The following is a 15,172-nucleotide window of genomic DNA, read 5'->3' as shown; positions in this document are numbered from 1 at the left end:
GCTCCTCCCAGGTCATGGGGGCACCGTAGCCGATCTGCGGGGCAGCGGCGGGCCCGGTGCGGGGCTAGCGTGCGGAGATGACGACCCCGTTGTACGACGACATCGCCGACTGGTACGAGGAGTACGCCAGCGAGACCTCGTCGGTCTACATGGACCGGATCCGGTCGGTGCTGGCCGGCCTGCTGGGCGAGGGCCCGGGCCGCTGCCTGGACTTGTGCTGCGGCACCGGCGCGCACGCGGCCGAGCTGCGCCGTCTCGGATGGACGCCGGTGGGTGTGGACCTGTCCGGCGGGCAACTGCGCCACGCCCGGTCGCGGCTGCCGGTGGCCCGGGCTGACGCGACAGCGCTGCCGCTGGCCACCGGCGCGGTGCCGGCCGCGGTGTGCGTGCTCGCGCACACCGACATGCCCGATTATCCGGCCGCGCTCGCGGAGGCGGCGCGGGTGCTGGCGCCCGGTGGCCGGCTGGTGCACGTCGGGGTGCACCCGTGTTACGTGGGCGCGTTCGCCGACCGGTCCGAGCCGGAGCGGATCGTGATCGACGGCGGGTACGCCTCACCGGAGCACACGCTGCGGTCGTGGAACGTCGTCGGGGTGCGGGCGCGTGTCGGCGCCTGGCACCTGCCCCTGGCCGACCTGCTCAACGCCGTCACCGCGGCCGGTCTGGTGGTGACCCGGGTGGTCGAGTCCGGCTCCGGTCCTGTCCCCGACGCCCTGGCGATCGCCGCCACCAAGCCCCGCTGACGCCTCGTCCCCGCGATCGTCCTGTTACGGGCGTTCGTCCGGGTCCGTGCCGCCACCGCTGTCGCCCGACCTCCACCGTGGTCGGCCACTCGTCCGCCCGCTTCCGGGATCCGCCCGCCCGCTCCTGCCCCCGTCCGCCGGCTTCCGCCTGCGTCGGCCCGCTCGCTTCTCCTCCGCCCACCGGTTCCGGCCTGCGTCGGGACGTCCACTGCTGGCTCAGTCCGCCAGTTCCACGTCATCCGACGGCCGCTCCCATGCCGTCCGCGGAGACCGCCCAATCTCCCACTATCCGGGATCTAGAAGGTCATATCCCGAGATCCGTGTAGATCTTGGTAGGAATCGGCCCCTGGAGGGGCCATTTCGTACCAAGATCTCGCGCTTGGCGGTCGATCATGAGGTTAGCGGCGGTTATGGAGATCGAAAACGCCGCCAACCTCATGATCAACCGGGCAGGGCAGGGCAGGGCAGGGGGAGAGACGGGGGAGCCCGGTCCGCCTGGGCGGGCCGGGCTCCGGGTGGGGCGGGGTGGGTCAGCCTGCGTGCTTGCGGCGGGCCGCCATCCGGCCGCGCTGGGTCTGGTCCAGCACCACCTTGCGGATGCGCACCGCGGCCGGGGTGACCTCGACGCACTCGTCCTCGCGGCAGAACTCCAGCGCCTGCTCCAGGGACAGCTTGCGCGGCGGGATCAGCTTCTCGGTCTCGTCGGCGGTCGACGAGCGCATGTTGGTGAGCTTCTTCTCCTTGGTGATGTTGACGTCCATGTCGTCGGAGCGGGAGTTCTCGCCGACGATCATGCCCTCGTACACCTCGGTGCCCGGCTCGACGAAGAGCTGGCCGCGTTCCTGGAGGTTGGTCATCGCGAACGCGGTGACCGCGCCGGCCCGGTCGGCGACCAGCGACCCGTTGTTGCGGGTGCGCAGCTCGCCGAACCACGGCTCGTACGACTCGAAGACGTGGTGCAGGATGCCGGTGCCGCGGGTCTCGGTGAGGAACTCGGTGCGGAAGCCGATCAGGCCGCGCGCCGGGACCAGCCACTCCATCCGGATCCAGCCGGTGCCGTGGTTGACCAGCTGCTCCATCCGGCCCTTGCGGGTTGCCAGGAGCTGGGTGATCGCGCCGAGGTACTCCTCCGGGGCGTCGATGGTCAGCCGCTCGACCGGCTCGCAGGTCTTCCCGTCGATCTCCCGGGTGACGACCTGCGGCTTGCCGACGGTGAGCTCGAAGGACTCGCGGCGCATCTGCTCGACCAGGATCGCCAGGGCCAGCTCACCACGGCCCTGCACCTCCCAGGCGTCCGGCCGCTCGGTGGGCAGCACCCGCAGCGACACGTTGCCGATCAGCTCCTTGTCGAGCCGGTCCTTGACCATCCGGGCGGTGACCTTGGCGCCCTTGACCCGGCCGACCAGCGGCGAGGTGTTGGTGCCGATGGTCATCGAGATGGCCGGCTCGTCCACGGTGATCAGCGGCAGCGGCACCGGGTTCTCGGCGTCGGCGAGTGTCTCACCGATCATGATCTCCGGGATGCCGGCCACGGCGATGATGTCGCCCGGCCCGGCGGACTCGGCCGGCTTGCGCTCCAGGCCCTCGGTCATCAGCAGCTCGGAGATGCGTACCCGCTGGGTGCTGCCGTCGGTGCGGCACCAGGCCACGGTCTGGCCCTTGCTGATCGTGCCCTGGCGGACCCGGCACAGCGCGAGCCGGCCCAGGAACGGCGAGGCGTCGAGGTTGGTGACGTGCGCCTGCAGCGGCGCGCCCTCGTCGTACGCGGGGGCCGGGATGGTGTCCAGCAGGGTGCGGAACAGCGGCTCCAGGTTGTGGCTGTCATCCGGGACCGCGCCGTCGGCGGGCTGGGTCAGCGAGGCGATGCCGTCGCGGGCGCAGGCGTAGACGATCGGGAAGTCGATCTGCTCCTCGTCGGCGTCCAGGTCGAGGAACAGCTCGTACGTGTCGTCGACGACCTCCTTGATCCGGGCGTCCGGACGGTCCACCTTGTTGATCACCAGGATGATCGGCAGCCGCGCGCGCAGCGCCTTGCGGAGCACGAACCGGGTCTGCGGCAGGGGGCCCTCGCTGGCGTCGACCAGCAGCACCACACCGTCGACCATGGTCAGGCCGCGCTCGACCTCGCCGCCGAAGTCGGCGTGACCGGGGGTGTCGATGATGTTGATGGTGACCGGTTCCGAGCCGTCCGCCGGCAGATACCGCACGCCGGTGTTCTTGGCGAGGATGGTGATGCCCTTCTCGCGCTCGAGGTCCATCGAGTCCATGACCCGCTCGGTGTTCTCACCGCGGGCGCCGTAGGCGCCGGCCTGCCGCAACATGGCGTCGACCAGGGTCGTCTTGCCGTGGTCGACGTGGGCGATGATGGCGACGTTGCGGAGGTCGGTGCGTAGCTGCATACCCTCCATACTCCTGTCTGCGGTAGCCCGGGCACGCCTCGGGGTCACCCCGAGATCGCCCGGATCTGCGTCGAAAGTGCTGTGCCGACCGTTCCAGCGACTGGCATGCTGACACCCGTGCGGGGTGTCCGATGCCTGACCTGCTGAGCTGGCTGCAGGAGCTGCCGCCCCTGCTGATCTACCTGGCCGCCGCGGCGATCGTCGCGGCGGAGACCGCGGTGATCGTCGGGCTGCTGATGCCCGGCGAGGCGACCCTGCTTCTGGTCGGCTTCCTAGCGTACGCGGGGACGCTGCGCCTCGCGCCCGTGCTGGTGGCCATGACCGCCGCCGCCGTGATCGGAGACACACTCGCGTGGCGGGCCGGGCGGCGGTACGGCCCACGGCTGCGCGCCTCGGGGGTGGGCGCCCGGATCGGGGCGCACCGGTGGCGGCGGGCCGACTCGCTGCTGGACCGGCTGGGCGGTCGCGGCGTGCTGGCCGCCCGCTGGATCGCGTTCGCCCGTACGCTGGCGCCCCGGCTGGCCGGGTCGGCCGGAATGCCGTACCGGCGGTTCGCGCCGTGGAACCTCGCCGGGGTGGCGAGCTGGGTCGGCGCCTCGGTGCTGGCCGGTTACCTGGCCGGGGAGTCGTACGAGCGGGTGTCGAAGCTGCTCGGCCAGGCCACCGGGGCGGTGCTGGCCCTGCTGCTGTGCCTGCTCGGCGTGGTGCTGGCGGGCCGCTGGCTGGGGCGCAACCCGGACCCGGTGCGCGCGCTGGCCGCCCGGGCCGCCGCGCTGCCGCCGCTGCGCTGGCTGCGGTCCCGGTACGGCGTGCTGTTCTTCCTGGTCGCGATGCGGGTCGGCCCGGCCTGGAGCCTGCTGGTCAACCTGGTGCTGGGGCTGGCGCTGCTGTTCGTCGCCGGGCTGGCCGTGGCGCTGCTGCTGGAGGCGGTGGTCCGGCACAGCGGGCTGGGTGTCCTCGACGGGCTGGTCTCCGACTGGTTCGCCGCCCGGCGTACCCCCGGGGTGGTCGACGCGGCGCAGGCCGCGGTGTCGGGGCTGCGCGGCTGGCTGCTCATCGCCGCGGTCGCCGTGGTGGCCGCCGTGGTGACGGGGCGGGGCCGGCCGTGGCGGACCGACCCGCTCGGGGTGCTGGGCACCGTCGGCGCGGCGGTGCCGCTGGTGTTGCTCGTCGTTGTCGCGGAGCTGACCGATCCGGGTGGCCCGGACCGGGCCGGTGACCTGTTCCCGACCCAGAACGCGGTGGTGACGGCGAGCTTCGGCACGCTGGCCTGGCTGCTGTCCCGCGGCGCGCGCTGGCCGGTCGGCGTGGCCGTGTGGACGGCCGCGTCGGCAGGCGTGGTCATGGTCACCGGCGCGCGGCTCTACCTGGGACTCAGCACCGCGAGCGGCACCGTCACGGCGGTGCTGCTGGGCATCGCCTGGACCACCGTGTTCGTGGTGGCGTGGGCGACCCGGGACCGGCTGGCGGACGGCGCCGAGCGGCCGGACCCGGCGGACGGCGGCCCGGCCCCACGGGACGCGCCGCCCCGGCCCCGGCGGCGCCGGTCGGCGTCTCGGGTACCCCGCGGACCTGCCGATCCTTGTTAGGGTGCGCCGACGGCAACGACGGGGGAGGTCGGATGCGGCGAGGATTCGGCAGGTGGGCCGCGGTGGCGGTGGCGGCGCTGCTCGCGACGGGCACGCTGACGGCGTGCGGCGAACAGGAACGGCCGGTCCGCGAGGTCGCCGCGGACCTGCCCACGGCGGCGCCGGCGGACGAACCGCAGGAGGCGCCCGCCGACGCGCCCAGCGAGGAGCCACCGGCGGTCGCGGCGATGGGTGGGCGGCCCAGCCCGAGCGCGTCGGCGAAACCGAAACCGGCCGCGAAGCCGTCCCGCACGTCCACGGCCCCGCTGGCCAAGCCGAAGCCGCCGACCGAGACCCAGGTGCCTCCCGCCCCGCCGAAGCCGGCGGACGAGGGCTGTAAGCCGAGCTACCGGGGCACCAAGGCCAGCCAGAGCCAGGTGAAAGCGGCGCTCGCCGATGCCGCGGCGCGCACCTACTGGCCCACCTCGGCGCCGGACATCCGCATCCCGTCGGCCCTGATGAAGGCCACCGCCTGGCAGGAGAGCGGGTGGCAGTCCAACATCATCGCCTGCGATGGCGGGGTCGGGCTGATGCAGGTCATGCCGGCCACGGCGGAGTGGATGAACCAGCGGTTCGGGCAGTCGTACGACATCGACGCCTACCGCGACAACGCCTACCTGGGCGGCACGTACCTGGCCTGGCTGACCAAGTACATCGGCGACATGTACTTCGAGTCCGACTACCGCCTCGACGCCTCGCTGTGCACGTCCACGTTGAACTCCTGCCTGCTCAACGCCGTGATCGCGGCGTACAACTACGGGCACGGCGCGGTGGCGCGGGAGGACCAGCCGCTGACCATCCCCAACCCGCAGTACGTGCGCAACGTGCGGGCGCTGATGACCGAGTGCGAGTGCCTGAGCTTCTGAGCGAACGAGCGAACGAGCGAACGGAACAAACGAACGGGCGGGGCCGGCGAACGTGCCGGCCCCGCCCTGTCCGTCCAGGTCAGTCCCGCGCGGGCACCGGCTCGGCCGGCGCGTCGACGGCGTCGCCGGGCGCGTCGGCGTCCCGGGTGATCCGGCCGGGCCACCAGAACCGGTCGCCGAGCAGGAACGCCAGCGACGGCACCAGCACGGTACGGACCAGCAGCGTGTCCAGCAGCACACCGATGCAGACGATGATGCCGATCTGGGTGAGCGTGATCAGCGGCAGCACGCCGAGCACCGCGAAGACCGCGGCGAGCAGCACGCCCGCGCTGGTGATGACGCCGCCGGTGACCCGCAGCGCCGACAGCATGCCGTCGCGGGTGCCGGTGCGCCGGGCGTCCTCCCGGGCCCGGGTGACCAGGAAGATGTTGTAGTCGACGCCGAGCGCCACCAGGAAGACGAACGCGAGCAGCAGCACCCCGCTGTCCAGCGCCGGGAAGTCCAGCACGTGGTCGAAGAGCAGCCAGGCCGCGCCGAGGCTGGCGAAGAACGACGCGATCACGGTCACCACCAGCAGCAGCGGCGCCAGGATTCCGCGCAGCAGCAGCACCAGAACCGCACCGACCAGCAGCAGGATGAGCGGCAGGATCAGCTTGAGGTCCTTGGTGTTCGCCTCGTTCGAGTCGTAGGTCGCGGCGACCGAACCACCGACCAGGGCGCCGTCGGGGGCGTCCGCGCCGTCCACGGCGGGCGGCGCGGAATCCGGTACGGCGGCCACGGCGTCGCGCAGCGCCACCACGGCCCGGTCGGAGGCGGCGCTGCCGGGCTCGGCGGTGAGCACCACGTCGATCTGGGCGACCCGGTCTCCGGCGGCGCCCGGCCGGGCCGAGGCGACCCCGTCGACGTCGGAGGCGGCGGCGAGCACCGCCGGGGCGGCCTGCGGGTTGGTGAGCACCGCAACCGGCTGGGTGCTGCCGGCCGGGAACGCCCGGGCGAGCGTCTCCGCCCCGGCGACCGCCTCCGGCTTCTCACTGAACTGCTCGGTCTCGGACAGGCCGGTGCGGATGCCGAGGCCGCCGAGGGCCAGGCCGGCGAGCAGCAGGACGGCGAGCGCGGCGACCGGCAGCGGCCGGCGGATGACCATCTCGCCCAGGCGGCCCCAGATCCGACCCTCGCGCGCGGCGCTGCCGACGCGGGGGACGAACGGCCAGAACAGGCCCCGGCCGAACAGCAGCAGGGCCGCGGGGAGCACGAACAGGGCGGAGAGCATGGCGAGGATCACACCGGTGGCGCAGGCGATGGCGAGCGCCCGGTTGGTCTCCTGCTCGGACAGCAGCAGCGTGAGCACGCCGAGGACGACGGTGCTGCCGCTGGCCAGGATCGGTTCGGCGGTGCGGCGCAGCGCCGAGCGCATGGCGGCGAACCGGTCCTCCTCCCGGCGCAGCTCCTCCCGGTAGCGGGCGATGAGCAGCAGGGCGTAGTTGGTCGCGGCGCCGAACACCAGCACGCTGGCGATGCCGGTGACCTGGCCGCTGGGCAGGTAGATGCCGAACGCGGGCACGAGGGACTCCACCACGCGCAGCGTGATCTGCTCGGTCGCGCCCACCACGAGCAGCGGTACGAGCCACAGGAACGGGCTGCGGTAGGTGACCAGCAGCAGCACCGCCACCACGGCGGCGGTGACCAGCAGCAGCGTGGTGTCCGCGCCCTGGAACACCTTGCCCAGGTCGGCGGTGAACGCGGGCCCGCCGGTGACCTCGACGGTCAGCTCGCCGGGCAGGTCACCGACCGCCTCGCGGAGCTTCTCCACCTCGTCGACCACCGCCGACGGGCCGCCCTCGGTGGACAGCGGCACCGCGACCAGCGCCACGGTCCCGTCCGGGGAGACCTGGGCGGGGGAGACCCGGCCGCCGGCGGCGAGTGAGTTCAGCTGGCCGGCGAGGCCGTCGAGCTGGCCCCGGTCGGCGCCGCTCAGCGGAGCCTGGTCGGCGCGGCTGACCACGACCAGGGCGGTCTGGGCGTCCTTGGAGGGCAACTGGTCCTGCAGCCGTTCGACCTGCGTCGACTGCCATTCCACGGACAGGCCGGTGCCGGAGACCGGGTCGGGATTGTCCGGCTTCGGCAGCCCGAAGGCGACTACGCCGACGACGAGCGCGACGGCCAGGGTGAGCCAGGCGGCGAGCCGGCCCCGGACGACGCGGGAGAACAGTGACATCGGATGCCCTCACTATTGGTCGCGGAGGATTCTCTCTGAACGAGTATCTTGATAGGCGAGATTATCCGGGGTGGTTCTATGCTGCAACCGGATCAGTTCGGGCAGGGGGTGTCGGCGAGCGGTGGCGCACAGGATGTACCGGCGACGGGACGACCCGCGCGGGCGGATGATCGCCGAGATCACCAACGACCTGCGGCGCTACTCCGTCGACGCCCAGCACATCGGGCACGCCTTCGCCGGGCTGCACGGGCTCAACGCCACCGACCTGCACGCGCTGATCGCGGTGATGGAGGCCGAGCTGGTCGGCGACCCGATCACCCCGGGCCGCCTCGGTGAGGCGCTCAACATCTCCTCCGGGTCGGTGACAGCGCTCGTCGACCGCCTGGAACGCGGCGGTCACATCCGCCGTGACCGGGACACCGCCGACCGCCGCAAGATCCTCCTGCACTACGCCGACCGTGGCGCCACGCTGGCGCAGAGCTTCTTCGGCCCGCTCGGGCGCCGCACCGACGAGGTGATGGACCGCTTCACCGACGACGAGCTGGCCGTGGTGCAGCGATTCATGGCGGAGATGGTGCGCTCCATGCGTACCCACCGGGACGAGATCCGCGCCGCGCCCCGCCGCGGCGCCGCACCCGGCCCCGGCGAGGGCGACTGACCGTGCGGCTGGTCACCCGGGCCGCCGCCGCGGCGCTGCGACTACCGGCCGCCCGCACCGGGCGGGTCACCGTCACCCGGGACATCCCGGTCCGGGTCCGCGACGGGGTGACGCTGCGCGCCGACCACTACGCACCCGACCTGCCCGGCGCGCACTGCGTGCTGATCCGCACCCCGTACGGGCGGGGCGGGCCGATCCGCCTGCTCGGCCGCCTGATCGCCGAGCGGGGCTTCCACGTGGTCATCCAGTCCTGCCGCGGCACGTACGGCTCGGGCGGCGAGTTCGCGCCGCTGGTGCACGAGCGCGACGACGGCCTCGACACGCTGGACTGGCTGCGCCGCCAGCGGTGGTGGACCGGCGCGTTCGGCATGTTCGGTGCCAGCTACCAGGGCTTCGTGCAGTGGGCGCTCGCCGCCGAGGCGGGCGACGAGCTGCGCGCGATGGTCGCCGTGGTGACCGCGTCGGGCACCCGCGACTCCACGTACGCGGGGGAGTCGTTCGCCCTGGACACGGTGCTCACCTGGGCCGAGCTGCTCCAGGCGCAGACGGTGCCCTGGCTGGCCCGGCAGTGGGAACTCAAGCGCGGTCAGCCCCGCCTCGTCCGTGCCCTGGCGCACCTGCCGCTGGCCGAGGCGGACCGGGTCGCCACCGGTGTCACGGTGCCGTTCTTCCAGGAGTGGCTGCGCCACCACACCCCCGACGCCGACTACTGGCGTACCCGGGTCTTCGGCGAACGGATCACCGAGGTGCGCGCCCCGGTCGCCATGGTCAGCGGCTGGCAGGACATCTTCCTGCCGGCCCAGCTCGACGACTACGCCCGCCTGCGGGCCGCCGGAGCGCGACCCCGCCTGGTCGTCGGCCCCTGGACCCACGGCAGCCCGGGGCTGCTCCTGGCGTCGCTGCGCGAAGGGCTGGACTGGCTCGACACGCACCTGGCGGGGCGGCCCGCGCCGCAGCGCGCGCCGGTGCGGGTGCACGTCGGCGGCGCCGGCGGCGGCTGGCGTGACCTGCCGGACTGGCCGCCGCCCGCCACGCCCGTGCGGTGGCACCTGCGCTCGGGCGGCGGGCTCGCCCCGGAGCCGCCGGAGCCCGGCACCACGCCCGACCGCTTCTGGTACGACCCGGCCGACCCGACCCCGTCGCTGGGCGGGCCGCTGCTCGTGGCCCAGCGGGCCGGCGCGGTCGACAACCGGCCGGTGGAGGCCCGGCCGGACGTGCTCACCTACACCAGTGGGCCGCTGCCGGAGCCGGTCGAGGTGGCCGGGCCGGTACGCGCCGAGATCCACGTGCGCAGCGAACTGTCGTACCTGGACGTGTTCGTGCGGCTGTGCGACGTGGACCGGCGGGGGCGCTCCTGGAACGTCTGCGACGGGCTGGTCCGGGTCGAGCCGGGCCGGTTCCCGCGTGATCCGTCCGGTGTGGTCGCCGTGCCGGTGACGCTCTGGCCGACCGCGTACCGCTTCGCGCCCGGGCACCGGCTGCGGGTCCAGGTCTCCGGTGGCGCCCACCCCCGGTACGCGCGCAACCCCGGCACCGGTGAGCCACTCGGCACTGCCGTGACTCTTCGTGCTGGTTGGCGAGAGATTCTCAGCGATCGTGAGCATCCCTCGGGGTTGGAGCTGCCGCTCACGCGGACACCGTCCACAGCGGGCTGATAGTCCAAAAAACCGTCCCTGAGCTGGGCACTTCTGCCTAACCGTGGTTAAGCTCGGAGCAAGTGCCCGGTGCCGTGCAGTTATCCGGCGGGGCGCGTCCGCGGATCGCACGCCATCACGCGGTGTGATTGTCGTGCCCTCGCCGGTCATCGATCGGAAGGGGATCTGCCATGACGTCGGCCCCGGCGAACCTGCTGGCCGTCCGGAATCTGTTGCTCACCTATCTCAACGTCGACAAGAAGGCCGTACGCGCCGACGACCTGGAGCCGGCGGAGGTCGGCATCGTCGGCGACCCCAACCACCGGGGCGGCTACCACTGCGGATCCGACCGGGTCGTGACGAACGACTACTCGGTGGTGGAGTCCACCCGGGACCGGTCCGGCCTGACCCTGTACGCGTCCGCGTTGGACGTCGGCACGTTCTCCGTCCGCTCCGGCGGCGGTACGCACAACCTGCGGACGTTCTCCACCTGGATGGTGGCGCAGTGCGTGGCGAACGCGGCCGACACCCGGGACATCCGGGAGATCATCTACTCCCCGGACGGGCGGACCGTGCGCCGCTGGGACCGGCTGGGACGGCGCACCAGCGGCGACAGCAGCCACCTGTACCACACGCATTTCAGCTTCTTCCGTGACTCGACAAAGGCGGGGCGTGACCTGACCCCGCTGTTCCGCCGCTATCTGACCGCGATCGGAATGATCGCCACCGCGAAACCGGAGGACGACATGGAACAGACCGACCGGCTCATCAAGGACACCGGCTCGAAGAACCGCACTGTGGGCGACGTCCTGGCCGACCTGCAGAACCTGCGCAACTGGCTGATCTCGCCGGCCAACACCACCGGGCTGGTCAACCCGCCCATGCCCAACTCGCCGTTGCAGCAGATGCTGGCGATGCTGCGCGCCTGGCCGGCGCTGGTCGCGCAGGTGAACGAGTTGTCCGGCCGGGACTTCACCGACGAGCAGCAGATCGTCTCCGGTGTGCTGGCCGGGTTGCCGCCGGAGAAGATCGCCGAGGCCATCCCGCCGCAGATCGCCCGGGACGTGGCCGACGAGTTGTCCCGGCGGTTGATCGCCTGACGGTCCGGCGCCGCGACCGCGGGTCGCGGCGCCGTCGGCCGACGCATTCCGCAAGAGCTGTTGCGCAACAGCTCTTGCGGATGTGAGACTCGGGCGCCTGGAACAGCGGACCGTCCGGCAGATCACCGACTCGCGGGTGCTCGCCGCGCTCGCCCACCCACTGCGCCGCCGGCTCATGGACGTGCTCAAGGTGTACGGCCCGTGCACCGTCGGCATGCTCGCCGACCGCACCGACCAGGCGCCGGCGAACGTGAGCCACCACCTCAAGGTGCTGGCCGCCGCCGACCTGCTGGTCGAGGCGCCCGAGCTGGCACGCGACCGCCGGGAACGCTGGTGGCGGCTGCGCGATCGCGGGGTGCGCTGGTCCAACAGCGACTTCGACGACGACCCGGCGGCCCGGGTGGTGGCCGACGCGGCCAGCTCGCTCAACCTGGAGCGGCACGCCGAGCTGGTCCGCGCCTGGCACGCCGCCCCCGACGAGGCGCACGCCGCGTGGGGAGAGGGGCCGTTCAGCACCGACAAGTGGCTGCACCTGACCCCGGACGAGCTGGCCGAGCTCAGCCGCGAGGTGATCGCGTTGTTCGCACGGTGGGCCGACCGGCCGGCGCCCGAGGACGGGCAGCGCCGCGAGCCGGTCTTCGTGTTCGCCCACGGCGTCCCGGGCCGGCCGTGACCGCCCACCGCGTTCCGGCGCCGCCCGCGAACGCCTTACCGGGGCGCGCGTCATGACCGCCCCCGCGCGCACGTCCGGGCCGGCCGCCCCGCCGCGCGGCGGGCTGTTCCGGCACCGGGACTTCCGGCTGCTCTGGACCGGCCACACGGTGAGCGCCGTCGGCAGCAACATGACCGCAGTGGCGCTGCCCCTGGTCGCGGTCGCGGTGCTCGACGCGAGCACGTTCCAGGTGGCGGTGCTCACCGCCGCGGCGTGGCTGCCCTGGCTGCTGGCCGGCCTGCCGGTCGGGGCGTGGGTCGACCGGGTCCGCCGTCGCCCGGTGATGATCGCCGCCGACCTCGCCGCCGCCGCGTTGTTCGCCAGCGTGCCGGTGGCCGCCCTGGCCGGGATGCTCACCGTCGGGCACCTGCTGGTCGTGGCGCTCGGCGCCGGCCTGGCCCGGGTCTTCTTCGAGACCGCCGACCAGGTCTACCTGCCCACGCTGCTGCGTCCCGAGCAGGTGCCCGAGGCGAACGCCCGGCTGCACGCCACCCAGACCGCGAGCTACCTCGTCGGCCCGGGACTGGCCGGTCTCGTCGCCCAGCTCGTCGGCGCGGTGACCGCTGTGGCGCTGGACGCGCTCACCTTCCTGCTGTCCGCGCTCTGCCTGCGCCGGATCAGCGCGGTCGAGGCCCGGCCGCACCGGAACGCCGGGACGACGTCGCTGCGCCGCGAGGTCGCCACCGGACTGCGGTTCGTCGTCCGCGACCCGTACCTGCGGGTGCTGACGGTCTTCGGGGCGGCGAGCAACATCGGGCTCACCGGCTACCAGGCGGTGCTCGTGGTGTTCCTGGTGCGCTCGGCCGAACTCCCGGCGGGCCTGGTCGGCCTCCTGATCGGACTCGCCAGCCTCGGCGGCGTGATCGGCGCCGCGCTCGCCGCGCGCCTGGCCCGCCGGATCGGCAGCGCCCGGACGCTGCTGGTCGCCGGCGCTCTCACCGGGCCGCCCGCGCTGCTCATCCCGCTCGCCGGACCCGGCGCTCGCACGGCGTGGCTGGTGCTCGGCGGTGTGCTCGTGAGCCTGGGCGTCGCGATCGGCAACGTGGTCAAGGGCAGCTTCCGGCAGACGTACACCCCGCACCGGCTGCTCGGCCGCGTCACGGTGAGCATGCATCTGCTCAACTACGGCACCATTCCGCTGGCCGCCCTGCTCGCCGGCGCGCTGGGCGCGGCCTGGGGGCCGGGTGGCGCGATCCGGGTGATGACCGCGTGGCTGGCGCTGACCCCGCTGATCCTGCTGGCCGGGCCGCTACGGAGACGGCGCGACCTGCCGGCCGCGCCGTCCTGATGATGCGCTGCGGCGGCGGTCGGAGCCCCGACCGCCGCCACCGGCACGTCACTACATCGGACGGACGTTGTCCGCCTGCGGGCCCTTCTGGCCCTGGGTCACCTCGAACTCGACCTTCTGACCCTCGTTCAGCTCGCGGTAGCCACTGCTCTGGATGGCCGAGTAGTGGACGAACACGTCCGGGCCTCCGCCGTCCTGCTCGATGAAGCCGAAGCCCTTTTCCGAGTTGAACCACTTGACCGTGCCGGTTGCCATGCGTCTCTCCCTGTTCAATGCGGGCGAGCGCCGGCCCCGCGGCCGGTGGTCGCCCTGTACCACCCCGACAGTAACCGTCCGGACCGCAATCCGCTGCCGGAAGCGCGCGGCGCGCCCGTGAATACGTGCCGCGCCGGGAAAATGACCCCGGCGCCGGGCGCGGCGCGGCATGCTTGCCCCGATGAGCACGCAGACGGCTCTGGCCGACCTGGAACAGGAGATCGCGGTGCCCGGCGCGGGCCCGGACCGCCTGCGACTGGTCGACACGCCGTTCGTGCCCGAGGTGCGCCTGCACCTGGCCGAGGACGCCATCCTGTGGTGGGCCCGGATGGAGGCCGCCGCCGGTCGGTCGCTGCCGCCGCCGTACTGGGCGTCGGTCTGGGCCGGCGGGCAGGCGCTGGCCCGGCACCTGCTCGACCACCCCGAACTGGCCGCCGGGCGGCGGGTGCTCGACCTGGCCGCCGGATCGGGGCTGGTCGCCATCGCCGCCGCGCTCGCCGGGGCGGACGAGGTGGTCGCCAACGACATCGACCCGTACGCGGTGGCGGCCGTCACTGTGAACGCCCGCGCCAACCGGGTCCGGGTGGCGGCCGACGGCGACGACCTGCTCGACGGCGTCGCGGGCGCCGACCTGCTGGTGGCCGGGGACGTGCTCTACGACGCCGGACTGGCCGCGCGGGTCCTGCCCTATCTGCGGCGCTGCGCCGACCACGGCGTCGAGGTGCTGGTCGGCGACCCGGACCGGGGTCACCTGCCGCCGGGCGGGCTGGAGCTGGTGGCCAGCTACCCGGTGCCGACCACCGAGCCCTCCGTCGACTCCCCGGTACGCCGGGTGCAGGTGCTGCGACCCCGATGACCCTCAGGGATCTCCGGGTCGGGTGTCGGGGGCCACTGGGGGATCATGCCCGATGTGCCGGGTGACCGGCGGGCCATAGCGTGCAGCTCATGAACGATCTCGTGGCCGCCGCCGGTGAGCTGCCCACCACCCTCCTGATGGGTCTGCTGGGCATCGTGATGCTCGCCGACGCCGTACCCCTGATCGGGGTGCTGGTGCCCGGCGACGCGGCGGTCCTCGCGGCGGTCGGCGCCGGTCGCCCGGCCGGCGGGGCCCTGACCGTCGCCGCGGTGGTCACCGGCTGCCTGGCCGGCTGGTCGCTGAGCTTCTTCGCCGGACGGCGCTGGGGCGGGCAGCTGCGGGACAGCCGGGTCGGCGGCTGGATCGGCGAGTCCCGGTGGACCGCCGCCGAGACGCTGCTGCACCGCGGTGGCGGACGGATCGTGCTGGTGGCGCCGTTCCTGCCGGTGTTCAACGCGCTGCTGCCGCTGGCCGCCGGCGGGCTGCGGATGTCGTACCGGCGGTTCCTGGCCTGCGCGGCGGCGGGGGCGACCGCCTGGGCCGGGCTCTACGTGGCGCTGGGCCTGACCGCGCGGGCGCTGACCGGGCTGCTGCCCGCGGCGCTCAACCCCACGGTGCTGACCATGGCGGTCGGGCTGCTGCTCGCCGGCCCGGTGCTGCTCGCCACCCGGCGCCGCCTGCGCGCGGTCACCGGCTGACCGCGCCCGGCCCGGCCGCCACGGGGGAGGCCGGACCGGGCGTGTTCACCAGCCGCGGGCGCGCCACTGCGGCAGCGCGGGCCGCTCGGCGCCGATGGTGCTGTCCTTGCCGTGGCCCGG

The 15,172-nt window shown here is 73.6% G+C and carries 13 protein-coding genes and 1 pseudogene; 10 read left to right on the top strand and 4 right to left on the bottom strand.

Annotated features, from left to right (window positions below):
- Positions 1 to 77: 77 nt before the first annotated feature.
- Complete coding sequence (locus KBX39_RS06710; RefSeq protein ID WP_210869604.1) at positions 78 to 743, top strand: class I SAM-dependent methyltransferase; 666 nt, start codon at positions 78 to 80, stop codon at positions 741 to 743.
- Positions 744 to 1,273: 530 nt separating this feature from the next.
- Here the strand turns inward: KBX39_RS06710 and typA are convergent.
- Entirely contained in the window at positions 1,274 to 3,142 is a 1,869-nt protein-coding gene (gene typA, locus KBX39_RS06705; protein ID WP_210869602.1) for a translational GTPase TypA, read from the bottom strand.
- A gap of 131 nt (positions 3,143 to 3,273) precedes the next feature.
- On the opposite strand from typA, the gene KBX39_RS06700 reads away from it, so the two are divergent.
- Both KBX39_RS06700 and KBX39_RS06695 read left to right on the top strand, forming a co-directional pair.
- Positions 3,274 to 4,731 carry a DedA family protein gene (locus KBX39_RS06700; RefSeq protein ID WP_210869599.1) on the top strand — a complete coding sequence of 486 codons (1,458 nt, stop codon included), beginning with the start codon at positions 3,274 to 3,276 and terminating at the stop codon, positions 4,729 to 4,731.
- A gap of 32 nt (positions 4,732 to 4,763) precedes the next feature.
- Positions 4,764 to 5,636 (top strand): lytic transglycosylase domain-containing protein, encoded by an 873-nt coding sequence (locus tag KBX39_RS06695; protein WP_043329600.1) that lies wholly within the window; start codon positions 4,764 to 4,766, stop codon positions 5,634 to 5,636.
- Positions 5,637 to 5,715: 79 nt separating this feature from the next.
- Here the strand turns inward: KBX39_RS06695 and KBX39_RS06690 are convergent, their stop codons facing one another.
- Positions 5,716 to 7,851, bottom strand: coding sequence for an efflux RND transporter permease subunit (locus tag KBX39_RS06690; protein WP_210869597.1), 2,136 nt, complete (start codon positions 7,849 to 7,851; stop codon positions 5,716 to 5,718).
- Positions 7,852 to 7,984: 133 nt separating this feature from the next.
- Here KBX39_RS06690 and KBX39_RS06685 point away from each other — a divergent pair, with 133 nt between their 5' ends.
- The 5 genes from KBX39_RS06685 (at position 7,985) to KBX39_RS06665 (ending at position 13,243) form a co-directional block, all read left to right on the top strand.
- Entirely contained in the window at positions 7,985 to 8,509 is a 525-nt protein-coding gene (locus KBX39_RS06685; RefSeq protein WP_064445294.1) for a MarR family winged helix-turn-helix transcriptional regulator, read from the top strand.
- Complete coding sequence (locus KBX39_RS06680; protein ID WP_210869609.1) at positions 8,506 to 10,164, top strand: CocE/NonD family hydrolase; 1,659 nt, start codon at positions 8,506 to 8,508, stop codon at positions 10,162 to 10,164. Before KBX39_RS06685 ends, KBX39_RS06680 begins: the two co-directional genes overlap by 4 nt.
- A gap of 170 nt (positions 10,165 to 10,334) precedes the next feature.
- A complete protein-coding gene (locus KBX39_RS06675; protein WP_043329608.1) occupies positions 10,335 to 11,243 on the top strand; it encodes a hypothetical protein in 909 nt (302 codons plus the stop codon).
- 97 nt (positions 11,244 to 11,340) lie between these two features.
- Positions 11,341 to 11,916: a helix-turn-helix transcriptional regulator gene (locus KBX39_RS06670; RefSeq protein WP_210869607.1), complete on the top strand. Its 576-nt coding sequence runs from the start codon at positions 11,341 to 11,343 to the stop codon at positions 11,914 to 11,916.
- Between the two features lie 52 nt (positions 11,917 to 11,968).
- Positions 11,969 to 13,243: an MFS transporter gene (locus KBX39_RS06665; protein ID WP_210869595.1), complete on the top strand. Its 1,275-nt coding sequence runs from the start codon at positions 11,969 to 11,971 to the stop codon at positions 13,241 to 13,243.
- 51 nt (positions 13,244 to 13,294) lie between these two features.
- On the opposite strand, the gene KBX39_RS06660 is transcribed toward KBX39_RS06665, so the two are convergent.
- The gene (locus KBX39_RS06660; RefSeq protein WP_013287480.1) at positions 13,295 to 13,498 is read right to left on the bottom strand and encodes a cold-shock protein; all 204 of its coding nucleotides are present in this window, start codon (positions 13,496 to 13,498) and stop codon (positions 13,295 to 13,297) included.
- Positions 13,499 to 13,679: 181 nt separating this feature from the next.
- Between KBX39_RS06660 and KBX39_RS06655 the strand changes: the two genes are divergently transcribed.
- Positions 13,680 to 14,354 (top strand): methyltransferase, encoded by a 675-nt coding sequence (locus KBX39_RS06655; protein WP_043331125.1) that lies wholly within the window; start codon positions 13,680 to 13,682, stop codon positions 14,352 to 14,354.
- An 89-nt stretch (positions 14,355 to 14,443) separates the two neighbouring features.
- On the top strand, positions 14,444 to 15,052 hold the full coding sequence (locus KBX39_RS06650) for a DedA family protein (protein ID WP_210869594.1): 609 nt from the start codon (positions 14,444 to 14,446) through the stop codon (positions 15,050 to 15,052).
- Between the two features lie 45 nt (positions 15,053 to 15,097).
- Here KBX39_RS06650 and KBX39_RS06645 read toward each other — a convergent pair.
- Positions 15,098 to 15,172 (bottom strand): annotated as a pseudogene (locus KBX39_RS06645) (MBL fold metallo-hydrolase); the annotation flags it as partial.

This window comes from Micromonospora sp. D75 (assembly GCF_018070405.1).
Taxonomy (GTDB): Bacteria; Actinomycetota; Actinomycetes; order Mycobacteriales; family Micromonosporaceae; genus Micromonospora; species Micromonospora chalcea.
This window is presented reverse-complemented; position numbering and strand designations above follow the sequence as displayed.